Consider the following 25,814-nt stretch of genomic DNA (forward strand, 5'->3'; position numbering starts at 1 on the left):
GACGGCCGGCCATGTCATCGGTGCGGCGACGAGGCCAAGGCGTCCAGCCGCGGGGGCCGGCGTTCGCCCTTCCGACCGGAGCGCCGACCTCGACCGCATCACAAGAAAAGATACTAATCGATGTTCTGCGTGCTGCAACGTTTCGCGTTCGGTGGTGGCGGCGCGGCTCCCGAGCACCCACCGAGCGACCGCCCCCTGCCCGCGTACGCGAAAAAGGCCCGACCCGGCGTGAACCGCCAGGTCAAGGCCTTGATCGTTGGTGCGCCGCCAGGGACTCGAACCCCGAACCCGCGGATTAAGAGGTTGATCTTGGTCGAGTCGTCTGGTCCAACGGGGGCGCGCGAGTCCATCTGTTCGCGGTCAGGCCCCAGCTTCAGCGGGACGGCGTCCAGCCCAGTCCATCGCGTGCCCAGCCCGTCCATCGCGCCGGAGCACCCACCGAGCACCCACGAAACGACGCGCTTCGGCACCGAACCGACCCGCCGGCCTCCGGCGAGCACCGGGCTCGGCATCAGTTCACACGACCGCTGCGGGCGACGGTACTGGGCGTGGCGTCTTCACAGAAGAAGGTGAGGCCGCAATAGGCCGACGAACTCGCCTGATCGGCGTCCTGGTGGTCTCCACATGCTGCACGATGGCTTCGCCTACTGCTTGAGCGAGCTTCGGTGGCACGGCGTTGCCGATGAGCCGTCCCAGAGGCGCGAATTGCACGGGCTCTCCAGGGGCGACGAACTCGTAGTCACGCGGGAAGCTCTGGAGGATCGCGGCTTCGCGTAGAGAGATGGCGCGGTCCTGTTCCGGATGGCCGAATCGACCGGCGCCGTAGTTGTACGACAACGTCGTGATGGTGGGTGACGGCTCGTCCCAGACCATACGGGCGTAGACGTTGCGGAAGGTGGAGCCGGACGACTTTCGGTGGCAGGGCGCGCGAAGTTCTTCACGCCAGTCTTCCCAGGTGCCGCCTGGGTTCGAGCTCCTGATTCTCTCCAGGTTGACTGGGGTGAGCTTGCGGCTCTTGTGCAGGCGGTCGGTGGGGTCGACCATGCCGTCTTCGAGTGCGGGAAGTCCGCGAATGGCCTGCTCGACGGTGGCGTAGTCGGTAGGTGCGACCTTGCCCTTGGGTACGCGGATCTCGCCGAGGAGCGATGCGACGAGGACCATGCGCCGACGATGCTGGGGCACGCCGTAGGCCGGGCAGTGGCAGGACTCATGGTGCACCGAATAGCCGAGTTTCTGCAGTTTGTCGACGAACGCCTTGAAGATCGGAGTGCTCCCGATGCGAGGAACGTTCTCCATGGTCACGATCTCGGGCTTCGTGCCCTCGACCAAACGGCTGACCTCGTCGATCAGCGGCCACTGGGCTTCGTGAGAGGTGTCCGTGCCACGGCGGTACGAGGAGAACGGTTGACAGGGAGCACATCCGGCCAGCACCCGGATAGTTCCCTTCGGCCACATCGAGGCTAGCTCCTTGGCCTCCAGCTCGCGCACGTCCTTCTTACGGAAGGGGGCGCGGATGTTCGACTGGTAGGGGTACTCGCACGCCGGGTCGATGTCGACACCTGCAGCGACGTCGAGGCCTGCCTCCTGCAGTCCGTACGAAAGCCCGCCGACTCCGCAGAAGAGGTCGACTGCGGAGATCTTGACGGTTCGCGGAGCCATGCCAGGACTGTAGTTGGTCGACAGGCGTCGACGCTGACGGCGTCGACGTTCGCACCTTCGGCCTCGCGTCGGCGACGGACGGTCGGATCCTCGACTGCTACGTCACTTGAACGTCCCCGTCGCACTCGAGGCCCGGCAAGAAGGCAGGAAGACGTCCACAGTGGTCGCCCGAGGAGCCGGAGTGTCATACGGTCACCTGGAGGGCTGCAGGACGACGAATAGAACATTTGTTCGACTCGTCCGCTTTTGTCACACCCCAGCTCTATGCTCGGATCTCCATGGAGGAGGGGAGCGCCCATGGCGGCGGTCGCAAGGTCTTTTGCGTCACCTTCCGCGAACGTGTCCGCAATCCTGGTCGACGAACTGCGGGGGATCCTCGATCGCAGCGGCAGGCACACAGCCCAGTCCTTGGTGGCGGACTTCGTCGTCCGTCACCGCCTCGACCACAACGACGTCGACGCCCTGTTGGTGATGCTGACCCGGGAGCCAGTCCCGACTAATCCACCCAGCCGCTCCGAGAACCAGGCAACTGCTTCGCCCGACCCCGAGAGTGCACCCACCGAGGAACCTGAAGCGGCGGAGTGCGATCCACCAACCTCGGCCGGAGGCGAGGACGACACCGCCCAGCCTCGACACGAAGAGACGGTCGACGACGGCCTCGACTGGATGTTCGGCGACGTTCCCGAGCAGCCCGTCGCGCTGGCGTCCGACGACAAGGTGCAGGGCGCGTTCGACGATCTGCTCGGTGACTGGACTCGCACGGGCGGAAAGCTGACGCGCGCCGAGGTAGCGCTGCTCGTTACGCGGCGGGCGCTCTCTACAGAGCAGCATGGCGAACTGCTGCGATTGCTGAAGGAAGCCGGGGTCGAACTGCCCGCATCCGCCGACGCGCGTCCGGCCTCGTCTGCCGCAAAGGGCTACGAGCTGCACGGGGACACCGTGCGCCAGTACTTACGCAGCATCGGCCGGTACCCGCTGATCGGCGCCCAGCGTGAGGTGGAGCTGTGGTCGCTGATGAGGCAGGGAGAGGCAGCGCGACGTACGCTCGAGGCCGGTTGGAACGACCTTCCACGCGAGGAGCGACGGTCGCTGCGTGACCGGATCGAGGATGGCTGCGCCGCACACGCCGAGCTGGTGTGTGCGAACCTGCGGCTCGTCGTCTCGATCGCCAAGGGCAACCACTACAACCGTGGCGGGGTCGAGTTCGCCGACCGCATCCAGGACGGCAACCTCGGCTTGATGCACGCGGCCGATCTCTTCGACGGATCCAAAGGATTCAAGTTCTCCACCTATGCGACGTGGTGGATACGGCAGTCCATCGAACGGGGCATCGCCAACCACGGCCGGACGATCCGGCTTCCCGTCCATGTCCGAGAGCAGACGCAGAAGGTCGACAAGGCGGCCCGCAGACTGACCGACCGGCTGGATCGGGAGCCCACCCTTGCCGAACTCGCCGAGGAGACCGGCCTCGACCCCGGCAGGGTGCAGGCGGTGTTGGACCATCTGCGCCCGCTGCTCAGCCTCGATCAGCTGTTCGGCGACGAGGGCGATCTTCGCCTGTCCGATGTTCTCGCCGACGAACAGGAACGCGACGGGCGCACCGACCCAGCGGAGATCGTCGGTCACATGATGTTCCAAGCCGACCTCGACCGCACGCTTCGGAAGGTGCTGCCGGAGCGGACGGTGAACGTGCTCCGACGGCGGTTCGGCCTCGGCACTGGCGTCCAGGAGACCCTGGACGACATCGGTGCCGACTATGGTGTCACCCGCGAACGGATCCGCCAGATTCAGGCCAAGGCGATGAACACACTCCGGGAAGACGAGAGGGCGTTGGCGTTGCGCGAGTACGTGACGGACGCTCCCGTGGTCGAGTCCGGCGATGCCGCTGAGGAGAAAGCGTGATGAGCGTCGACAAGGGCCAGCCGCTGATGGAGGCATGTGACCGGTTCGTCACCTGGCTGGACCGCCGCGTTGTGGCGGCAGGCCGCGGCGACGGTCTGCAGCGGCTGGAAGTGGCGCCCTCCGGAACGTTCTGGCTCGGCCGGCTCAGCCGGCTCGTCGGCAAGGATGAGGACGCCGGGGGCGCCAACGACGATCGGTCGGATCGCCTGGACCCGTGCGCGATGGGCATTCGGCTCCGCCCGGCCGAGTCGTCGCCGTGGTCGATGACGGTGACCGTGCGGGCTCGGGCTTGGGTGAAGGACCCCAGAGACGGTCCGGAGCCCGATCGTCCCTGGTGGCGAACTGGCCTGGTGGAAGAGAGGATTCCGGTCGTGATCGGCGCTTCCGGGGGGGCCTTCGGGGCCAAGCAGTTGCAGGACGCGTTCTCGGCGGTCGGCGCACCCGGCCTGAGCGCTGAGGTCCGCGTCGAGGTGGAGGACTGGCACAAGCAGCCCGAGCTGGTCGTGCAACTGGTGAATACCAGCCCCAAGCAAGGCCGAGGGCTGACCGATCCCCATCTTTACGAGACGCAGCTGGAGGTGGCGGGGCTCCTCACAGTTCCGTTCGAGCTGGAGGCCCTGCCGGACACCTTCCGCTACGACCGGAAGGTGCCGGCGTACGGAATCAACGTGGGCGTCGAGGTGGTTGCCCCCGGCGTGTTCCGTACCACCGACACCGTCAGCGTGCAGACCTTCCGACCGGAGTACTGGAACAGCGACCGCCCGAAGCCCGATCTCTCCTTCGCCCGTCTCGCCGCAGATCCGATCCCGGTCCTCACCGACCTGGTGGACGCGCTCGACGAGTACGACCAGAAGCACTGGTCGGTAGCCGCGCTGGACACACGTCAGCTGGCCGACGGCTGGTCGGATGCGATGCGCGCCGAAGCGGACCGCTCGGCGACACTGGTGTTCGACGAGCTTGCTCGGTTGCGCACCGGCCTGGACCTGGTCCGGACGCATCCCGAGATCCGACGCTCGTTCCAGCTCATGAACGAGGCGATCGGGCTGAGCGCCAAGGGACGTGGCTACCATTCGTGGCGGGCGTTCCAGGTGGGGTTCCTGCTGTCCGCCATCCGGTTTCTCGCCGAGCCGGCCGAAGAAGCCGATCACGTCGACACCGTCTGGTTCGCCACCGGTGGAGGCAAGACCGAGACCTATCTCGGCCTGCTGCTGACCGCGGCGTTCTTCGACCGGCTGACCGGGAAGCGAACGGGCGTGACCGCCTGGTCACGGTTCCCCCTGCGGCTGCTGAGCCTGCAGCAGACGCAGCGTTTCGCCGACGCGCTCGCCGGCGCGGAACTGGTCCGCCAGCAGCAGGAGGATCTCCGCCGAACCGCCCCGTTCAGCCTGGGCTTCCTCGTCGGCCAGGCCGGCACCCCGAACAAGATCGTTCCAAAGCCGGAGAACGACGAGACCGGGCCGGACAGCCCGGGCATGCCCGACAAGTACCAGGTGCTGCTGCAATGCCCGTTCTGCCGCGACGAACGCCTGACCATGAAGTTCGACCGCAAGCGGTGGAAACTGGAGCACCACTGCGCCAACCAGGCATGCCCCTGGAAGCGGGGTGCGCTACCGATCTACGTCGTCGACCAGGAGGTGTTCCGCTTCCTGCCGACCGTCGTCGTCGGCACCCTCGACAAGGCGGCATCGATCGGCCTGCAACAGGCCATGCGCGGTCTCATCGGCCCGCCCCAGCACATGTGCTCCGAAGAGTGGCACGGCTTCACCTACTCGACCCGGTCGAAGTCCCCCAACGGCTGCCTCGTACCCGACTGCCAGGGCACTCTCCTCGAGTTACCTATGCCCGAGAAGCGCTTCGGTCCGTCGCTGCGGCTGCAGGACGAGCTTCACCTGCTGCGTGACAGCCTCGGCGCGGTCGACTCGCACTACGAGAGCCTGCTGGACCACCTCCAGCACAAGCTCTGCGGCACCCGCGCCAAGATCGTCGCAAGCAGCGCGACCCTGACTGGGTACGACCATCAGGTCAGGATCCTCTACCGCCGTGAAGGGCGCGTCTTCCCTCAGCCGGGGCCCCGAGCCGGCGAGTCCTTCTGGAGCCTGCCGGAGGACACCAAACTGCGGCGCTTCGTCGCCGTCGCACCGCGCGGCGTCACGCTGGAACACGTCAGCGACCGGACACTGGACGCCCTGCAGCGATGTGTGCGGGAAATGTTGGACGACCCGGCGAAGGTGTGTGTGGAAGCCGGGATCGACCCGAGCCATGCCGGAGAGCTGATCAGCATCTACGGCACCGACGTGGTCTACGGCTCGACCCTCTACGACGTGGAGGCCGCCGGCCGAAGCCTCGGCAGCAACAACACCGTCGACGGCATCAACGTCGAGCAGCTCACCGGCCAGACCGACTTCGACGAGGTGCGCGACATCCTGGAGCGGCTGGAGAATCCGGAGGAGAAGTTCGAGGACCGCATCCACGTGATCGCCGCCAGCTCGATGCTCTCCCACGGTGTCGACGTCAACCGGCTCAACACGATGGTCATGCTTGGCCTGCCGCTGACCACGGCCGAGTTCATCCAGACCACGGCCCGCGTCGGTCGTCGTTACCCCGGCCTGGTGTACGTCCTGCACAAGATCGGCCGTGAGCGCGACGCCCAGACGTTCCGCCACTTCGACAAGTACGTGAGCCAGGGCGACCGGTTCGTCGACGCCATTCCGATCACCCGCCGCAGCCGGCGCGTGTTGGCCCTCACGATGCCCGGCGTCGTGGCGGCGCGGGTCCTGATGCTCAAGGAACCGGCCAGCAAGCAGCGGCTGAGCACACCGGCGAAGCTACGTCAGTACGCCCACGATGCCGGGCTGACACCGGCCGACGAGGCGGCGGCTGTGACGGAGGTCCTCGGGCTCGACGGGCCGGAGGACTCCCTGCACCAGCAGCAGATCGTCGAATGGGTCCAGGAGTGGTTCGCCGATCTCCATGACACTGCCAGCAAAGCCCGGTTCATCGGCGAGATCGGCAGCCCGTCCCCGATGACGAGCCTGCGCGACGTCGAGGCCCAAGCCCCGATCCACGACTGAGGCGGACGACATGACGAAGCTGGGCTCCCGCAGCGGCAGCCAGATCCTGCGGACCTTCCTGCCAGCGCAGACGGTCGACCTGCGCGGTGACATCTACCGGGTCGACGAGTGGTCGGCACCGAGCCCGATCGACGTCGACTCCGAGCTGGTTCGCTGGAGCCTGCTGAACGAGATTGCCGTGTGGAGCGCCAACGACAAGGACAGCGGCATGGCCGGCGACTTGCTGCGCAAGGTGCCGGTGGAGGTGGTCGAACTCGACGAACGCCGCGGCGTCACGGTCGAGCGATACCCGCGAGTCTGGCTGTGCCGCGCCTGCAAGCGCATCGGGAAGTCGGAGGACGCCCGATGCAAGTGCGGCAAACGGGCCTGGGGGCAGTTGCACTTCGTCGGCGTGCACGAGTGCGGAGCCATCACCGAGCCCTGGATCAGGCGCTGCCCCCAGCACGACGACGTGCAGGTGGTCATCCCGAAGAGCGCCAAGGCGGCCGACATCAAGTTCGTGTGCCCGACCTGCCGCACGGAAACTATGCAGGGGCAGGGGCTCGGCCACGGGCGCAAGTGTGCGTGCGGCGACGGCAACGTGCGATGGAACGTGCACAAGGCCCGCATGGTCTACGTGCCGCGCGGCATGGTGCTGATCAACCCGCCGCGTCCGGAACACCGGGAGAGCCTGAAGCTCGCCGGCGGCTCCCGAAAGGCCCTCGTCTGGGTGGTCGAGGGCCTGACCGCAGGCCGCCCTGCCGACGTGGCGGCGAAGCAGACCCGCAAGGACCTTGTCGAACAGTTGATCTCCAACGGCATGGCTCCCGACATCGCCGAACAGATGGCGGACCTGGCCGAGGCGGGCGGTCAGCTGGCCGTAGCCGGGGATCACCCGGTCGACCGGCTGTCGACAGCGCGCCGCGAAGTGGCCGAGCGGGTGGCCGTCGACATCGCGATGGCCCTGGCGGAGAGCCGGACACCGACGACAGCCCTGCGCGCGCCCGAGCCGCACGACCCACTCGAGCGGCGCTACCGGGAGGCCTATCCTCCGGCCCTGCGCCGTGCCGGCATCGACGGGCTCGACCTGGTCGACAGGTTCCCGGTGCTCAACGCCATGTACGGCTACACCCGAGGTGACGACGATCCGTCGAAGTGTCGGCTGGTGCCGTTTCGGCGCAAGCGCAGCGGCTATCGGCTTTACGGCAACCTGGCGGAGACCGAGGCCTTCCTGATCCGCCTCGACCCGGTACGTGTGGCGACATGGTTGTCCGGCCGAGGTCACCGACTGCCCGGCTGGACCTCCGAGCCGACCGACGCGCTCGCGGCGCGGGTGGCGATCCTGGAGTCGGCAGTGATTCCCACCAAGCGCGACGATCCCAAGGTGGAGTCCGTCGGCTCCGACGTCCTCAAGCTGATCCACACGTACGCACACCGGTTCATCCGGCAGACGGCGGTCTTTGCTGGCATCGAGCGCGACGCCCTCAGCGAGTACCTGGTGCCCGAGCACCTCGGCTTCTTCGTGTACGCGGCCGCCCGGGGCGACTTCGTGCTCGGCGGAATGCAAGCGGTCTTCGAGTCCAATCTCGACGATCTGCTGACCGCGTTCGTCGACGCCGAGCACCGGTGCCCGCTGGACCCGGGCTGCAGCATCGGCAGCGGCGCATGCACCGCCTGCGTACACCTCGGTGAGCCGTCGTGCCGATTCTTCAACCGGTTCCTTGATCGCGGCGTGCTGTTCGGAAGGGACGGCTTCCTGCGTACCTCGGTCACCGCCCGATAGTCGTCACCCGGCGTCGCCACTCGGCCTGGACCAGGTCGGCGGCAGCGTCGATGGCTTCGTGTTCCCACACGTGCAGCACGACCCAGCCAAGCTCGGCGAGAGCGGCGTCCTTGGCTCGGTCGCGGGCGACGTTGCGGTCGAGCTTGGCCTGCCACCACTCGCGGTTGTTGCGGGGAACGGTTCCGTGCTGCGGACAGCGGTGCCAGAAGCAACCGTCGACGAAGACGGCGATCTTGGCGCGGCTGAAGGCCACATCAGGCCGCCCGGGCAGGTCCGGGTGGTTGACCCTGAACCTCAGCCCCCGCAGGTGCAGCTCACGGCGGAGTGCCAGTTCGGGCTTGGTGGACGTGCGGGGCTGGCGGCGCATGCGGACCGACGTGGCGGCGTCGAGCGGTGTCGGCACAGTCGACTTTCGGACCATACTCTCGGCCTCTCTGCGGAATCGTGAATGATCGTGCACGGCTAGGCTTTCGCCGGGTAACGACCCGAGACTTGTTCGGTGTCGTTTTCGTACGGTTTCGAAGACGGAGCATGCGCCTGTGCCGGCAACCAAGCCTGACGTCCACGGTTCGTTCGCACCAGGATCGGTCGTGGTGGTCCGCGACGAGGAATGGCTCGTCCGCGCGGCCGAGGAGACAGCCGACGGCACCCTGGTCCACGTCCAGGGGCTCGGCGAACTCGTCCGCGACACCACCGCCTCGTTCTACACCCGGCTGGACCGGGTGGTCGTGTCGGACCCCGCTCGGGCCCGGGTGGTGGCCGACGCCAGCCCTCGATACCGCACCGCGCGCCTCTGGCTGGAATCGACGCTCCGGAAGACAGCCGTGCCCCTCGGCGAACGCTCGCTGACGGCGGCGACAAGAGGGCTGGCGGACGCGTTGAGCTACCAGCAGTCGGCGGTACGCAAGGCGTTGGACCCGGCGAACCTACGGCCCCGGATCCTGCTCGCCGACGCCGTCGGCCTCGGCAAGACCCTCGAGATCGGCATGATGCTCTCCGAGCTGGTACGCCGCGGCCGCGGCGACCGCATCCTCGTGGTGACCCCACGCCACGTGCTCGAACAGATGCAGCACGAGCTGTGGACCCGGTTCGCCCTGCCGTTCGTACGACTCGACACCGCAGGCATCCAGCGGGTTCGACAGAAACTACCGGCGACCCGCAACCCGTTCACCTACTACCGCCGGGCGATCATCTCGATCGACACGCTCAAGTCCGACCGATACGTGGCCAGCCTGCGTAGACAGCGGTGGGACGCGGTGGTCATCGACGAGTCGCACAACCTGTCGAACGCCGCGACTCTCAACAATCGGCTCGCTCGTCTACTCGCCCGCAACGCCGAAGCCCTGATCCTGGCTTCGGCCACCCCGCACAACGGCAAGGCGGAGTCCTTCGCCGAACTGGTGCGTCTGCTCGACCCGTCCGCCGTGCCACCGAGCGGGGTCCTCGACCGGGAGGAGGTTCGCCGGCTCGTCGTCCGTCGCCACCGGCACAGCCCCGAGGTCGCAAACGCCGTCGGCGCCGACTGGGCGGAGCGGCAGGAGCCGAACAACGTCCTGGTGCCGGCTACCCCGGCCGAGAACGCGGTCGCCGACGAACTCGAGCACACCTGGCTGTGGCCCGGCGAGGGCGGAAGCCCGTACTCGGGGCCGCGCGCAGCGTTCTTCCCCTGGACGCTCGCGAAGGCGTTCCTGTCCTCACCGGCAGCGCTCCAGGAGACGATCGAGGGCCGCATCGATCGGGTCACCAAGGACGAGAAGGTGTCACCCGACCGGGCGGAGACCGAACTTCGGGCGCTACGCCATCTCCGGCAGCTCAACGAGCGGACCATGCGGGAGCCGTCGGCCAAGTACACCCGGCTGGTGGCGTACCTGGAGGAGATCGGTGTCGGTCCCGGCTCCCCCACCCGGGCGGTGGTCTTCGCGGAGCGCCTGGAGACGCTGCGCTGGCTGCACCGCAGCCTGCCGAAGGACCTCGGCCTGCCGGCGAATGCCGTCGAGTTGATGCACGGTGGCCTCACCGACGCCGAGCAGCAGAACGTCGTCGAGCGCTTCAAGCAGGAGCAGGCGGCCGTACGCGTGCTGGTGACCGGTGACGTCGCCTCCGAGGGCGTCAACCTGCACGCCCAGTGCCACCAGCTGATCCACTACGACATCCCGTGGAGCCTGATCCGGATCGAGCAGCGCAACGGCCGCATCGACCGCTACGGCCAGAAGCACCCGCCCCGCATCACCGCCCTGCTTCTCGACCCGGCCAGCGCAAGGTTCGCCGGAGACGTCCGCGTGCTCGCCAAGCTGATCGAGAAGGAGAACGAGGCGCACACGGCCTTGGGTGACGTCGCCTCGCTGATGGGGCAGTACGACGTCAAGGGCGAGGAGAACGAGATCCGTTCGGTGCTCGCCGGCACCAAGCCGCTCGACGACGTGATCCGACCGGTCGCCGAGGTCGCCGCCGGCAACGACCTCGCCGCGCTGTTCGCTCAACTCTTCGACGCCCCCGGGCAGACGACCGACGAGGCCGTGGCCCCGGATGCCACGGTGGAGCCCGGCGACGCCGGCTCGGGCCTCTACGACGACGAGGTCTCGTACCTGGAGGAGGCCCTGCGGGAGGCGTTCGTCGACCCCACCGCGCCGCCGGCCCGAGGCGGTGTCGGCTGGCGCCGCGACGAGGCGTTCGGCACCGCCGAACTCGTCCCCCCGACCGACCTGGTGCAACGCCTCGACGTGCTGCCGCAGAGCTATCTCGCCGACCGCAAGGTCACCGAACGCCTGGTGCTCGCCACGACCATGGCCCGAGGCCGGGAACGACTCGCCGGAGCCCTTCGCGACCGCAGTGGTACGACCTGGCCCGACGCGCACTACCTGAGCCCACTGCACCCGGTCCTCGACTGGGCCGCCGACCGGGCCCTGGCCGCCCTCGGCCGCAACGAGGTGTTCGCCGTGCGCGGCACCGTGGAGACCCCGACGGTGCTGCTGCTCGGCACGCTGACGAACAAGCGGGGACAGGTGGTCTCCACGGCGTGGCTGACCGCGCAGTTCCCTGCCCCGGAGGACCCGTCGTTCGTCCTGGTGACGCCGCACGAGTCGGTCCGTACCGCGTTGCAGGAGCTGGGCTGGACCACACCGCGAGCCAACCCCGGCCCCGTGCCCTCGATCGACAGCCTCGAACCTCTGGTCGCGCCTGCGGTGCACCAGGCTGCGGCCTACCTGGAGAAGAACGTCTTCGAGGCGGCCAGCCGCGACGCCGAGCAACGGGTCGAGACCTGGCGCCGCAAGCTCGACGCGTGGGACGAGGGAGCGGACGTCCTGATCCGGCGCAGCGACGTACAAGCCAGCCGGGCCCGCATCGACGAGGAACGCGAACTGGCCGAATCGATGGCACCGTCCCGACAACTGGTACGCCCGCTGCTGGTGGTCGTGCCCGACACGGAAGGCGAGAACGAGTGAGCGGGTCGGACGCGATCCTCGTCGGCGAAGGCTGGATCTCCGAGCACTACTTCACCACCGAGGCCACGAGAGAATCGTTCCGCGCCAAGGTCCTGGAACGCCGCACCGCGTGGGACGCCGAGGGCGCGGAGAAGCGCCCGACACCACGGTCCCGGTTCCTCGCCGCCCGCAAGGAGTTGGAAAGCGACCTGGCAACCCTGTCCGAGTTGCTCGACCCGGCCGCCGCCACTGAGCAAGTGGGCAGCCGGACGGCCCACGGCGCACCCGCCCGGGTCGCCACGACAATGCGCACCGTCCTCGGACTCGACGCGCCCGGGTTCGTCACCATCGAAACCGGTCCGGTCACCCGTGTTTCCTCGGTCGGCGTGACCGGACCCGCGCCGCTGGTCGTCCTCGCGGCTCCGCCCGTCGCCACCGTCGAGGAACTGCTCGCCCGCGACGCGGTGACGCTCGACGAACCGGTCCGGCTGACCGAGGACGGCGAGGACGTCAAGAGCGTCGCCCGTTTGCTGTCCGCCCTCTTCGTCGCCGACGATGCCCCGGAACTGGCGCTGGTCCTGGCCGGTCGGTGGGCGCTGCTCGCCGAACGCGAACGCTGGGCCGAAGGCCGCTATCTCGCCGTCGACATTCAACTGGTCTGCGAGCGCAACGACACCAAGAAGGGCGGCGAGGTCGACCGGGCGCTGGCCTGCCTGTGCGCCGAGTCGATCGCCCCAGACGCCGATGGCAAGCTGTGGTGGCACGGTGTGCTGGAGGCGTCGGTCAAGCACACCGTCGGTGTCTCCCAGGACCTACGCGAGGGCGTACGCCTTTCCATCGAGATCGTCGCCAACGAGGTAGTGGCCCGGCGCTGCACCAAGGAGCTGCCGCCACTGCCGAAATCCGAGGCCCAGCGGCTGGCCCGGCAGTCGCTGCGATTCCTCTACCGCATCCTGTTCCTGCTCTACGCCGAAGCCTCTCCCGAGCTGGGCGTGCTGCCGGTCGGTGCCCCCGAGTACGACCAGGGCTACAGCCTCGACCGGCTCCGCGAACTCGTGCAGGTCGAACTGGCCACCCCCCGGGCTCGTACTGGCACGCACCTCTACGAGTCGCTGGGAGTCCTGTTCCGCCTCGTCGACAAGGGCCACCCGTCAGCCGCCTCCGGCGACGACGATGATGCGACGAGCATCCCGGGCCTGACCTTCAACCCGCTGCGCGCCGACCTGTTCCGTCCCGAAGCCATCGCCCACATCGACGAGGTCGGCTTGGGCAACGTCGCCGTCCAGCAGGTGCTGGCCCACCTGCTGCTCAGCAAGGAGCAGCGCGGCAAGGACCGAGGCTTCATCTCGTACGCCGAGCTTGGCATCAACCAGCTCGGCGCGGTCTACGAGGGCCTGATGTCCTACACCGGCTTCTTCGCCGACACCGACCTGTACGAGGTGGCCAAGAACGGCGACGGTTCGAAGGGATCGTGGGTCATCCCGGTCGAGCGGGCCGACGGCATCGCCGCCACCGACTTCGTGAAGACCACCGACCCGGTGACCGGCGAGTCCCGCCCGGTGGTGCACCAGCAGGGTTCGTTCGTGTTCCGCCTCGCCGGGCGGGAACGCCAGCAGTCGGCCTCCTACTACACCCCCGAGGTGCTGACCCGCTTCACCGTCGGGCAGGCCCTGGAGGAACTGCTTACCGACGAGACTCCAGCCGAGCAGATCTTGAGCATGACGATCTGCGAGCCGGCGCTGGGCTCGGGCGCATTCGCAATCGAAGCGGTCCGCCAGCTCGCCGATCATTACCTCAAGCGCCGGCAGAAGGAACTCGACCAGCGTATCGACCCGGACGAGCACCCGAAGCGCTTGCAGGAGGTCAAGGCGTACCTCGCGCTGCACAACGTTTACGGCGTCGACCTCAACGACACGGCCGTCGAGCTGGCCGAGATCTCGCTATGGCTGGACACCATGGTCGAGGGCCTGTCCGCGCCATGGTTCGGCCTGCACCTGCGCCGAGGCAACTCGCTGATCGGTGCTCGCCGCGCCGTCTACCGCCGCAGCCAGGTCGCCGACAAGTCCTGGCTGGGAGCCGTACCGCAGGAGGTGCCGCTGACCTCGCTGGTCGAGGACATCGACGCTGGACGGATTGCCACCGACGGCATCCACCACTTCCTGCTGCCCGCCGACGGCTGGGGCTCGGCCGCCGACGCGAGAGAGGCCGCCGCCTTGGCCCCGGACGCCGCAAAGAAGCTCAGGAGGTGGCGAACCGGCACGCGGAACAAGCCCACGAAGACCCAGGTCGACGCGTACACCGAACTCGCCCACCGGGTCGAAACCCTGTGGCAGATCGCGTACCGGCGGCTGACCATCGCCGAGGAGCAGATCCGCCGGTCGATCCCGGTGTGGGGAGCGGGTGAGCTGCCCGCCGGTGGAGCAGTGACTCGCGAGCAGATCGAGACGGCGCTCGCCGACCAGAATGGTGCCTACCGTCGGCTACGACGATCGATGGACGCCTGGACCGCGTTGTGGTTCTGGCCCCTCACCGACTCGCTCGCCACCGTGAACGGCGAGGTGATCGAGCCGCCCACGGCCGCACAATGGATCACCGGCCTGCAGGCGCTACTCGGTCGCAACCCGGACGTGCACAAGCGCAAGCCGGTCGAGCTGCGCTTCGGCGCGGGCATGAGCTGGGCCGAGTTGGACGAAGCCGAGTCTCTGGAGATCGGTTTCGCCAGCGCGGAATCCATCGGCGAGGTGCTCCAGAAGCACCCATGGCTGGTGGTCTGCGAGCGGATCGCCCAACGACAGGGCTTCTTCCACTGGAACCTGGACTTCGCAACGGTCTTCGCCGGTGGCGGCTTCGACCTCCAAGTCGGTAACCCCCCATGGGTTCGACCGGATGTCGATGTCGCAGCACTACTGGCCGAGGGGGACCCGTGGTGGCAGCTCGCGCTCAGGCCAACCCAGGCGCAGGTCGCCGCGAAGCGCACCGGCACGCTTGCCTTGCCTGGCATGACGGAGTTCGTCATCGACGGTATCGCGGACACGGCCTGCGTCGGATCTTCCGTCAGCGCAAAGCCGCAGTATCCGCATCTCGTCGGGCTGCGGCCCGACCTCTATCGCTGCTTCATGGAGGTGATGTGGCGGCACAGCTCGAAGCTCGGCACGATCGGCATGATCCACCTGAACTCGCACTTCACGGACGAGAAGGCGGGCGTTCTCCGCTCCGAGCTGTATCTCCGCCTACGCCGCCACTGGCATTTCGTCAACGAACTCAGGCTCTTTGAAATCGAAGACCACAAGCACTACGGCATCACGGTGCACGGATCTCGGCAGGAAGCGTCGGCGTTCACCCAGGCGAGTTGGCTCTACCACCCCGACACTGCGCTGCGATCACTCGTCCACGACGGTTCCGGGCCTGAGCCAGGGCTAAAGGACGACGATGGAAAATGGGACTTACGCCCGCACGGATCGCGGATCACCCGCGTCACCGACGAGACGCTACGCGCCTGGCACGCCACCATGGAAACCGAAGAAGTGCCAGTCCAGCAGACCCGGATGGTGTACGCGGTGAACCGGTCTACGGCAGTGGTACTGGAGAAGCTGTCGCATGCACGCCGCATGCACGAACTCGGGCTCCGATTCTCGCAGGGATGGAACGAGACAACCGATCGACGCAAGGGCTACTTCGAGTCGGAGTGGGCGGTGCCGGCGTCTTGGGACGACGTGATTCTGCAAGGGCCGCACCTGTTCGTGGCGACGCCGCTCTACAAGACTCCGAACAAGACCATGCGCAACAATCAGGACTGGTCGGTGACGGACTTCGAGGAGTTGCCGGCCGACGCGATCCCGGCCACCGCCTACCAGCCCATCGGCGACCGGTACGAATACGACTGCGCCTACACCGACTGGGGTGACGAGGACCATCCCGACCCCGCCCGCGACCACTACCGCATCGCCTGGCGCCGCATGGCCGCCAACCAGGGCGAACGCACTCTCATCCCCGCCATCATCCCGCCCGGCGCGGCCCACGTGTTCACGGTTAGAAGTGGCGCCCATCTCGACGACCCGCGCGCCACGGTCCTTGCGTCAGCATTTCTAGCTTCCCTGGTTTGTGACTTTAGGATCCGCTGCGCACCTCGCGCGGATATTCTTCCTGTCAACATATCCGCGCTTCCCGCAGAATCGAATTCATCCTTGGCGAGCCACGCAACGCACCGAATTCTGCGCCTTAACTGTGCAACGGAGGCCTATGCGGATCTCTGGTCTCGCACGTATCTTGGCTCATACGAGTTGGATGGCTGGGCGGGCGGATTCGCACATCGGCGACGGAAGCCGCTGGGGCAGGTCGAGCCGGAGTGGACCTCCGACACGCCCTTGCGGATCGCCGCCGACCGGCGTCAGGCGCTCGTGGAGATCGATGCGCTGGTCGCGTTGATGCTCGGGTTGACGGCCGACGAGCTCTGTTCGATCTACCGGACCCAGTTCGCGGTGTTGCGCGGCTACGACCGCAACGTCTACTTCTACGACGTCAACGGGCGGCTCGTGCCTAATTCGGTGCTCACCGTGTGGCGCAGGAAGGGCGACCGGATCACCGCAGAGGAGCGGACCGCGACCAACCAGGCCGGCTACACCTACACCTACGAGCTGCCGTTCGTCACCCTGGACCGGGAGGCGGACATGCGGCAGGCGTACGCCGTCTTCGAACAGCGGCTGCGGGAGCGTTCGTGACCGAACTGCTGCCCACCTTCCAGGCGGCCCGAATTCGGCAAGGTCTGGTCGACTACCTGACGACGACGTTCGGGCTGACCGACGGCGACGCACGCGACGGTCTGGACCGGTTCCTCTCCGACCCGGACACGGGCATGTTCAAGGGCCCCTACGTGCGACTGCGGCTGCCGTTCCGGCCCGCTGCGGAGGGGTGGCGGAACAGCCTGGAGTGGTACGAGGGTTTCCCGCCCTACGGCCACCAGGCAGCGGCGTTCGCCCGGCTGGCGTCGGCGGTCGGCGGCGAGCCGCGTCGACCGCTGCCGACGTTGGTTACCACCGGTACGGGTTCGGGCAAGACCGAGGCGTTCCTGCATCCGATCCTCGACCATGTGATCCGGGCCCGTCGCGACGGGGTGACCGGCACGAAGGCGCTGATCCTGTACCCGATGAACGCGCTCGCCAACGACCAGGCGACGCGTCTGACCCGTCTGCTCACCACGCACTCGGCGCTGGCCGGCGTGACGGCCGCGCTCTACACCGGGCAGGAGGGCGCCACCCGCACCACGGTCACCCCGGATGGGCTGATCACGGACCGGGGGGCGATCAGGGACACCGCCCCGGACCTGCTGTTGACCAACTACAAGATGCTCGACCAGTTGCTGCTGCGCTCCGAGGACCAGGAGTTGTGGCGGCAGTCGGCGACGAGCCTTCGCTACCTGGTGTTAGACGAGTTCCACACCTACGACGGGGCGCAGGGCACCGACGTGGCGATGCTGCTGCGCCGGCTGGGGCTGGCGCTGAAGAGCCACTGGCATGACGACGATCCACTGATCGACGACGCCGCCCGATCCCGGCCGCTCGGCCTGATGACGCCGGTCGCGACCTCCGCGACGCTCGGTGACAAGGGCGACCCGTCGGTAATGCGGGAGTTCGCCCAAACCGTCTTCGGGGAACGCTTCGACTCCACGTCGGTGGTCACCGAGACGCGGTTGGTCCTGGCGGACTGGGCCGACGGCGCGGCCGAGGCGGTTGCCACGGCGGGGTTCACACCGAAGAGCCTCGACGAGCTGCGCGCCGCCGGGATCCAGCCGCTACCGGAGGTGAGCCTGGACGCCTCCGGCGCGGAGGCCGCGTACGCCGTACTCGGGCTGCTGTACGGGGTAACCAGCGACGAGCTTGCCGGTGCGGCGCCGGAGACGTTGTCGGCGCTGTGCCGAGCGCATCCGCTCGTGATCGAGCTAGCGCGGTCGGCCGGTCAGGCCGTCGCGCTCAGTGACCTCGCGCTGCGGGTGTTCGGTCCGCAGGCCGAGCCGGAGCAGGCCGAGGCGTCGTTGTCGCAGGTCCTGGCGATGCTCGGGCACGTACGTAAGGTCGTCGGTGGTGGTGCGCTCTCGGTCGACGTGCACCTGTGGGTGCGGGAGCTGACCCGCATCGATCGGGCTGCGGCCGCCACGGCGCGGTTCCGGTGGAGTGACGACGGGCCGGTGGTCGCGGGTGACGAGGCCGAGGAGGCTCGCCCGTCGTTCCCGGCGATCTTCTGCCGGCACTGCGGGCGGTCGGGATGGGGGGTCGGGCTCGCCCCGGTGGGCGACAGCCTGGCCCCGGAGGACGAGGGCATCCGTCGGCAGCATGCCGCCCGGGAGGGCCGGTTCCGGCCCCTGCTGTACGCGCCGGCCGAGGCCGCCGTCCAGTCCGACGACGAGTCGCCGGTCGAGGGGCTGGTGTGGTTCGCGGTGCGCAGCCGGGAGTTGCTAGGCACGGTCGACGTGGACGATCCGGATCTGCGTGACGGTTGGGTCCTGCCGGTGCTGACGAACGTCGGGGACGCCGCCGACGAGCTCAGCCGCAAGGACACGTGCCCGTCGTGCGGGCAGGAGGACGGCATCCGGTTCCTGGGCAGCGCCATCGCCACCCTGCTGTCGGTGTCGCTGTCCACCCTCTTCGGTGCGCCGAAGCTGGCCTCCGAGGAGAAGAAGGCGCTGGTCTTCACCGACTCGGTGCAGGACGCGGCCCACCGGGCCGGTTTCGTGCAGGCCCGGTCGCACACGCTGACCATGCGTTCGGTGTTGCACGAGGCTGTCGCGGAGGGGGCACTGACGCTCGATCGGTTGGTGGAGGAGGTGCTGACGAAGGCGGGTGACGATCCGGTCCGGCGCTACCGCGTCCTGGCACCGGACTGCGCCGACCGGGAGTCGTTCACGCCGTTCTGGCAAGCGCCGCGTCAGCGGGCCGTCAAGACGTCGGTGCACTCGCGGGTGCGCAAGCGGCTGGCCCTGGATGCCTCCCTGGAGTTCGGGTTGAACTCCCGTATCGGCCGGACGCTGGAGCTGACCGGGTCCGTGGCGGTCGAGGTCGAGGCGGGTCTTCCGGCACGCATCGCCGGCCTGGCTCGGGCCGCCCTCGAAGGCACCGCCTGGCAGGAGCGTCTGGGGTCGGCCGGTGTCGGCGACGACGTCCTGGTGCAGTGGGTGCGCGGTGTGCTGGACCGGATGCGGATACGGGGCGCGATCGAGCATCCGTGGTTCGACCGTTATCGCGCCGAGGACGGGCGCGACTGGTCGATCTGGGGTGGCCGGCCCCGCGGGGACGGCATGCCGGCGTTTCCCCGCGACCGGCCGCGACCGGCGTACCCGAAAGTGGGTGGCTCGCCGGGGCCGACCAACTACTCCCACCTGGACCCGGTGACCGCCTCTCAGTCCTGGTACGCCCGCTGGACGTCGCGGGTGCTCGACGTCTCGCCCCTCGACGGTGGCCGGCTCGCCCGGATGCTGTTCGAGCGGCTCGCCCGTGACGGTGTGCTGACCACGACGACCAGCCAGTCCGGGGCCACCGTCTATGCCTTGCCCGCCTCCGGGGTGGTGGTGGCCCCGACGGACGAGGTCGACCTGGCCTCCGGGCGGCACCTTCTGGTCTGCGACACCTGCCGGGGCAGCATGCCCGGCGGCGTCGCCACCGTCGTCCAGCTGTCCGGGGCACCTTGCCTGAACGTACGGTGCCGTGGACGCCTGCAGCCTCAGCCGCTGCCGGCCGAGAACTTCTACCGCCGCCTCTACGCCTCGCCGGACATGCGGCGGGTCGTCGCCCGGGAGCACACCAGTTTGCTCGACGACGCGACGCGTCTGGCGTACGAGGACGGTTTCCGTGATGCGGCGACCAGCCCGCAGGCGCCGAACGTGCTGGTCGCGACGCCCACCCTGGAGATGGGCATCGACATCGGCGACCTGTCGGCGGTGTTCCTCGCCTCGCTACCCCGTACGGTGGCTTCCTATCTGCAGCGGGTCGGGCGGGCTGGGCGTCTCACCGGAAACGCTTTCGACCTGTCGTTCGTCACCGGTCGCGGCGAGCACCTGCCGAAGCTCGGCGACCCGCTGTCGGTGATCGACGGCGAGGTGCGACCACCGGCGACCTACCTGGCCGCCGAGGAGATCCTGCGCCGTCAGTTCACGGCCTACCTGATCGACGCGTCGGCTCGGGACCAGGGCCGCCGGCATCCGAGCAGGGCGGCCGGGGCCATCGGGTCCTGCGCGCCGGGCACCTTCCTCGGTGACTTGGTCCTGCGTGCCGAGCAGTCGTGGGAGCAGGATCTGGCCCGCTTCGTCGCGACGCTGGCCGACCTACCCGACGAGGTGGTGGACGGGCTGCGAGACTGGCTGGTGCCGAAGGCCGGCCCACGCAGCAGCGGATTCGCCCGGCACCTGCAGGAGGCGAGCGGGCGCTGGCAGCAGACGGTCGCGGTGCTCGAGCAGCGCCGAGCGAAGATCATCGAACTTCTTCCGGAACTCGAGGCGCGGGCGCAGTCTCCTGCGGTGACCGAGGACGACCGGCAGGCGCTGCGGTCCGCGCAGGCGACCCGGCAGATGACCAGTGGTCAGCTGGCTCATCTGCGTAGCAGCTACTGGATCGGTGTCCTCGAGGAGTACGGGCTACTGCCCAACTACACGCTGCTCGACGACACCGTCACCCTGGACGTCGGGCTGTCGTGGATCAACCCGGACGACGCCAAGTACCGCTATGACAGTGCGCAGTTCCAGCGGGGCTCGGCACACGCCCTGCGTGAGTTCGCGCCCGGAGCCACCTTCTACGCCCGTGGCTGGGAGATCGAGATCGACGCTGTCGATCTCGGCCTGGACGGGGCGTCGGTCCGCACCTGGGCGTTCTGCCCGGATTGCGGGTACGCGGCCGATCTGGCGCTGACCGGGAGGGAAGTCGTCCCGGTCACCTGCCCGCGCTGCGGCAGCCGGGGAATCCACGACACCGGGCAACGCCTCGACGTGGTCGAACTCACCCGCGTCTCCGCCGAACTGCGCCGTGACGAGGTGGCCATCTCCGACCGCCGCGACGAGCGAGGCCGAGTCGCCTTCCAGATCGTGACCACCGTGGACGTGAACCCGGACGACGTGGCGGACCGATGGTTCGCCGAGGGCATCGGGCTGGGTTGCAGCCTCCTTCGCTCGGTCGACATCCGCTGGCTCAATCTCGGCCCGGCCGGGCACGGTCCGACCCGTACCATCGCCGGGGCCGAACGGCAGGGAACGTTGTTCCGGGTCTGCTCCGGCTGCGGGAAACGCGACACCGACACCGGCCGCAACCGGCCGCACGAGCACCGCCCCTGGTGCCCGCACCGGACTTCGGTGAGCGAGGTGACCAGCACCGTCGCGCTGTCCCGGACCCTGCGCACCCAGGGTCTGCTGGTCCGGTTGCCCCATACGGTCACCCTCGGCGACGACTTCGCCGTACCGAGTCTGTCCGCAGCGCTGCTGCTGGGCCTGCGGGAGCAGATGGGCGGTCACCCCGACCACATCCGGGTCGAGCAGGTCGTCGATCCGACGTTGTCCGACGGAAGCGACAACCACGACGCGATCCTGCTGCACGACACCGTTCCGGGCGGCACAGGGTATCTGGCCGGCATCGCCGATCCGGACGACTTCAGGAAGCTGCTGGTCCTTGCCTGGAACCGGGTGCGGGACTGCGAGTGCCGCCTCGAGGAGCGGTTAGCCTGCCATCGCTGCCTGCTACCGTTCCCTCCGCCGGGAGTCGTCCGCCGGGTTTCGCGGGCCTCTGCCGAACGACACCTGCACACCCTGCTCGGGTTGGCTCCCGACGTGCACACAGCCGAGGACACGACCTGGACGGTGACCAAGGTGGCCCCGAACGAGGAACCGGAGTCCCATCTGGAGCGTGCGTTCCACCGGGTGTTCCTGGGCCGGTTGCGCCGTAGCGGCGCGGCGGTCGCCGAAACACCCTCCCCGGTCGGCAACGTCGCCCGGTTCACCCTGCCCGGCACACCCCGGCACTGGACCCTGACGCCACAGGTGAACGTCGCCAACTCGCGGCCGGACTTCCTGCTCAAGGCCAACGACACGAACGTGCCCGACGTCGCGGTCTTCACCGATGGCCGGGCCTACCACGCCACCGCCACGGTGAACCGACTCGCGGACGATGCCGCCAAGCGTGCCCACCTGCGTGACCTGGGCATGGTGGTGGTCGCCCTCACCAGCGCCGACATCGCCGCTGCCGAAACCGGCACCCACACCGCGCCGCAGTGGTGGAATGCCGCCCTGGCCGGCAACCTGATGAACGTACCGGGGTTCCAGGCACCGCCGGAGGCGTACAAGGCACTGGGTCGAGGGATGGTCGACTGGCTGGTCGGCTGGGTTCTCGACCCGAACCCGGCTGCGGCGCGGGCTGCCGCACGCGCCGTGCCGATGTTTCTGTCCGCCGGGGCGCAACCGCTCCAGGTTGCCTCGGACCTCACCCTCGCCCAGGTGGGCCGGGCGGTTCTGCTCGGTGAGGAGTCGCCCGTCGGCGAGCGGAGAGTCCACCTGCATCGCAGCGGTTCCCTCGCAGCTGTCGTCGAGATGAGGCACACCACCGGCGTCGAGGTCGCAGTCGTGCTCGACGATCGGTCCGAGATGCTCGACGAGAGACATGCCGAATCGTGGCGAGCCTGGCTGCGGCTCGCGAACGCGCTCGGTCCACGAGACTGGCCGACCGCCGTGACGACGTCCAGCCTCGTCGAGCCGATCGCCGGCAGTCCGGACACGGCCGAGCCGCTGCGGCCGGTGGGTGCCTGGGCCGACGTGTACGAGGCCGCGTTCTCGCAGGACGAGAAGGAACTGATCAGCTCCCTGGCCAGCCACGACGTCACACCACCGACAGTCGGAGCGGAGGGCCCGGACGGCATCCCGCTCGACATTTGCTGGCCTACGCTGCGCGTCGCCGTGGCCTTTCCCCACATGCCGCCGGAGGACCGCACCGACCTGGCCCGCCACGGCTGGCGGTTGGTGGCGCCCACGCCCGCCGAGGTCGTCGCTGCCCTGGCCCACGCTGCCGTCGAGACGGACGAAGGACACTGATGCCGACCATCATCATGGGAAAGCTCGCCGGCAAGATCGACGGCTCGGTCCGTGGAAAGGCGATGACCTTCCTGCAGAAGCTCGGAGTCGACGACGCCACCCCGGGCCTGCACGTCGAACCCATCCAGCACAGCGTCGACCCACGGGTTCGCACCGGGCGGGTCGACGACTTCTGGCGGGCCGTCATGTTCCGCCTCGACGGCGACGGTGAAACCCACTACGTCATCCACGGCATCTGGCCACACGACGACGCCATCGGCATCGCACGACGCGTGCGACTGAGGGTGAACCCCATCAACGGCCTACCCCAGATCGAAGAGATCGAGCCTTCCCCAGCCCCGACTTCGCCTCCCGACGAGACCAAGACGAGGCCTACGAAGCCGCTGTTCGCCCAACTCGGCCACGAACGCAGCGAACTCGTCGAGCGGCTCGGCCTCCCTGAAGACGTCGTCACCCAGGCCGTGGCCGCCTCCGACGAGGACGGCATCCTCGACCTCGCACAGCGACACGAGGGCTGGATCGGCACCATCCTGGTCGACCTGGCCGCAGGGGACGACATCGACGCGATCGTCCGACGGATGCAGTTGGAGAAGGCCTCCTCGTCCGGTGACGACGATGCCGACGTGTTGCAGTCACTCAAACATCCGGCCGCCGCGCTGCAGTACGCGTTCATCGACGACCAGGAGGAACTGCGGCGGGTCATCGAAGGCGGCGACTTCGGTGCTTGGCGGATCTTCCTGCACCCCGAGCAGCGTCGCTACGTCGACCGCTCGTACAGTGGCCCGTTCCGGCTCTCGGGCGGAGCCGGAACCGGCAAGACCGTCGTGCTCGTCCATCGGGCCCGCGCACTCGCCCGCCGCAATCCCGACGCCCGGATCATCCTGACCACCTTCACCACCAACCTCGCGGACGCCTTGGGCGACAGCCTCGGCCAGCTCGACCCGCGTGTGCCACAGGCCAAGGCCCTCGACCAGCCCGGCGTGTACGTGACGGGTGTGGACGCGCTCGCCTCCGCAGTGCTACGGACCGCTGGTCGCGGCCTGGCCCCTGCGATGCGGGAGGTCCTCGGCGAGGAGCGGTCGATGCCGCTGGCCCGCACCGCACCGAATCGTTGGCGGGAGGTCGTCGAATCGACCGGCACCATGCTGCCGTACGAGCTGGCCAACGAGACGTTCCTCGCCTCGGAGTACGCGCACGTCGTCCTACCCAACAAGGTGCACGACGAGGTCGGCTATCTACGGGTACGCCGACCAGGTCGAGGCGTCGCGCTGGACCGTGCCAAACGCCGAGCCGTCTGGGCACTCGTCGAGGCATACCGGGCCCGCTGTCGGGCCGACGGCGGCCTCGACTTCGCTGAGGCCGCCGCAGTCGCCGCAGCGCACCTGACGGTCACCGACCCGCGTCCCGCCGATCACGTGCTCGTTGACGAAGGGCAGGACCTCTCGCCCACCCACTGGCTCCTGCTCCGTGCCATCGTCGGGGAGCACGCCGACGACCTGTTCATCGCCGAGGACTCCCACCAGCGCATCTACGGCACCCGCGTCGTGCTCGGGCGGTACGGCGTCGCCATCGTCGGTCGCTCCCAGCGGCTGACCCTGAACTACCGGACCACGGCGCAGAACCTGCACTACGCCATGACGATCCTCGGCGGCGGCCAGTACGTCGACCTGCAGGACGAGCCGGAAGGCACCGGCTACCGATCGGCCCGCACCGGCCCGATGCCCATCATCGAACTCGTCGACTCCCTTGCCGAAGAAGCAGCGGTGGTCGTCCGACACGTGCGCACCTGGCTCGACGCCGGAGATCCGCTCGAGAACGTCGCCGTCCTGGTCCCCGACCGGTACCACCGCGACCGAGTCGTCACCGTTCTCACCGATGCCGGCATCGATGCCCGCGCCGTGGACCGTGACCGCCCCCCGGCAGGCCGGGTACCAGTACTCACGATGCACCGTGCCAAGGGCACCGAGTTCTCCAAGGTCCTGCTGGCCGCAGGCAAACCATCGCCGGCGGAGATGGAACGCCTTGCCTTGCTGGATCCTGCCGAGCGCGCGGACGCGGAGCTCCGGGCCCGGTCGTTGACCTACGTCGCGGCGACCCGGGCGCGTGACCAGCTGATAGTGGTGCAGCGAAGCTGACCGCCGAGTAGGAGGCCTGGGAAGAAGGCCACGCCCGATGTCATATGGGAGATCGGAAGGCTGAACGAGTCGGTGAAGCGGCATGGGTTCCGGTCACTACGGTCGTTCACGCATACCCCTTTCCAGGCCATGTCGACCATGCAAGCGCCAGGGAGGGTCGTAAATGAGGCCGAGAAGAGTGACCTTGCTCGACATCGGACTGGACTCGTCGTTCGATGCTGCGATGACGTTCGTCCAGTCGACACTGCAGAACATCAACGCCGGCTGTGAAGCTCCGATCGTGGACATCGACTTCGTCCGCTCCCGTGATCCCGACACCGTGCTGTCCGCGTTCACTTCGTCATGCGACGTCCTACACGTCATGGCCCACGGCGACCACAGCGTCACGCCGTCGTTCACCAGCACGGACGGCGAGTTCACCGTGTCCTTCGAGCAGCTCGGGGAAGTCGCGGCAGGCAGGGGCAGAGGCATCTCGACCGGCGCCATCATCGCGGACGGCTGCAAGACCGGCACCGGCGCGTGGCAGAAGGCGGTACGAGACTGCCTCCAGGGCGAGGTCACCTACGTGGGCACCTCCTCCATCATCGGCTGGCATGAGAGCGGCGTGTTCAGCTCCGCCTTCTACGGTGCCCTGTTCCGCAACCGTGGACGCGGCGTGAAGCCTGCCGACCAGGCTCAAGACGCCGCCACCCGGGCCATCGACGCATATGCCCTGTTGACGGACAAGAACTGTCCATTCAAAGTCACGACCCTCAAGCCGAGTCAACGTGCCCGGACACTGCTGAGCTGACAGGGGCGTCGACCAGGCAC

The 25,814-nt window shown here is 68.4% G+C and carries 10 protein-coding genes; 8 read left to right on the top strand and 2 right to left on the bottom strand.

Going from position 1 to position 25,814, the window contains the following annotated elements:
• Nucleotides 1-516: 516 nt before the first annotated feature.
• Complete coding sequence (locus ACH495_RS17720; protein ID WP_396858796.1) at nt 517-1,659, bottom strand: DNA cytosine methyltransferase; 1,143 nt, start codon at nt 1,657-1,659, stop codon at nt 517-519.
• Between the two features lie 297 nt (nt 1,660-1,956).
• Here ACH495_RS17720 and ACH495_RS17725 point away from each other — a divergent pair, with 297 nt between their 5' ends.
• Genes ACH495_RS17725 through ACH495_RS17735 form a run of 3 tightly spaced genes read left to right on the top strand, consistent with a single transcriptional unit; the run spans nt 1,957 to nt 8,394 of the window.
• The gene (locus ACH495_RS17725) at nt 1,957-3,561 is read left to right on the top strand and encodes an RNA polymerase sigma factor RpoD/SigA (protein ID WP_396858797.1); all 1,605 of its coding nucleotides are present in this window, start codon (nt 1,957-1,959) and stop codon (nt 3,559-3,561) included.
• Nucleotides 3,561-6,632, top strand: coding sequence for a helicase-related protein (locus ACH495_RS17730; protein ID WP_396858798.1), 3,072 nt, complete (start codon nt 3,561-3,563; stop codon nt 6,630-6,632). The genes ACH495_RS17725 and ACH495_RS17730 overlap by 1 nt, the downstream gene beginning before the upstream one ends.
• Nucleotides 6,633-6,642: 10 nt before the next feature.
• The gene (locus ACH495_RS17735) at nt 6,643-8,394 is read left to right on the top strand and encodes a hypothetical protein (protein WP_135243629.1); all 1,752 of its coding nucleotides are present in this window, start codon (nt 6,643-6,645) and stop codon (nt 8,392-8,394) included.
• Here the strand turns inward: ACH495_RS17735 and ACH495_RS17740 are convergent.
• Nucleotides 8,381-8,797, bottom strand: coding sequence for a very short patch repair endonuclease (locus ACH495_RS17740; protein ID WP_396858799.1), 417 nt, complete (start codon nt 8,795-8,797; stop codon nt 8,381-8,383). The two genes, ACH495_RS17735 and ACH495_RS17740, sit on opposite strands and share 14 nt — an antisense overlap.
• A gap of 136 nt (nt 8,798-8,933) precedes the next feature.
• On the opposite strand from ACH495_RS17740, the gene ACH495_RS17745 reads away from it, so the two are divergent.
• The 5 genes from ACH495_RS17745 (at nt 8,934) to ACH495_RS17765 (ending at nt 25,794) form a co-directional block, all read left to right on the top strand.
• Entirely contained in the window at nt 8,934-11,837 is a 2,904-nt protein-coding gene (locus tag ACH495_RS17745) for a helicase-related protein (protein WP_396858800.1), read from the top strand.
• Nucleotides 11,834-16,534, top strand: a complete 4,701-nt coding sequence (locus tag ACH495_RS17750) for an Eco57I restriction-modification methylase domain-containing protein (protein WP_396858801.1) — start codon at nt 11,834-11,836, stop codon at nt 16,532-16,534. The genes ACH495_RS17745 and ACH495_RS17750 overlap by 4 nt, the downstream gene beginning before the upstream one ends.
• The gene (locus ACH495_RS17755) at nt 16,531-22,869 is read left to right on the top strand and encodes a DEAD/DEAH box helicase (protein ID WP_396858802.1); all 6,339 of its coding nucleotides are present in this window, start codon (nt 16,531-16,533) and stop codon (nt 22,867-22,869) included. Before ACH495_RS17750 ends, ACH495_RS17755 begins: the two co-directional genes overlap by 4 nt.
• Nucleotides 22,869-25,004, top strand: coding sequence for a UvrD-helicase domain-containing protein (locus ACH495_RS17760; protein WP_135243624.1), 2,136 nt, complete (start codon nt 22,869-22,871; stop codon nt 25,002-25,004). Before ACH495_RS17755 ends, ACH495_RS17760 begins: the two co-directional genes overlap by 1 nt.
• Before the next feature lie 178 nt (nt 25,005-25,182).
• Complete coding sequence (locus ACH495_RS17765; RefSeq protein ID WP_135243623.1) at nt 25,183-25,794, top strand: hypothetical protein; 612 nt, start codon at nt 25,183-25,185, stop codon at nt 25,792-25,794.
• The last annotated feature ends 20 nt before the right edge of the window (nt 25,795-25,814 follow it).

Origin of the sequence: Micromonospora sp. NPDC018662 (genome assembly GCF_044391475.1) — a bacterium.
Taxonomy (GTDB): Bacteria; Actinomycetota; Actinomycetes; order Mycobacteriales; family Micromonosporaceae; genus Micromonospora.

Excerpts from the sequence above, each read along its gene's own strand:
- ACH495_RS17720 (WP_396858796.1), bottom strand. The coding sequence starts at position 1,659 with ATGGCTCCGCGAACCGTCAAGATCTCCGCAGTCGACCTCTTCTGCGGA.
- ACH495_RS17725 (WP_396858797.1), top strand. The coding sequence starts at position 1,957 with ATGGCGGCGGTCGCAAGGTCTTTTGCGTCACCTTCCGCGAACGTGTCC.
- ACH495_RS17730 (WP_396858798.1), top strand. The coding sequence starts at position 3,561 with ATGAGCGTCGACAAGGGCCAGCCGCTGATGGAGGCATGTGACCGGTTC.
- ACH495_RS17735 (WP_135243629.1), top strand. The coding sequence starts at position 6,643 with ATGACGAAGCTGGGCTCCCGCAGCGGCAGCCAGATCCTGCGGACCTTC.
- ACH495_RS17760 (WP_135243624.1), top strand. The coding sequence starts at position 22,869 with ATGCCGACCATCATCATGGGAAAGCTCGCCGGCAAGATCGACGGCTCG.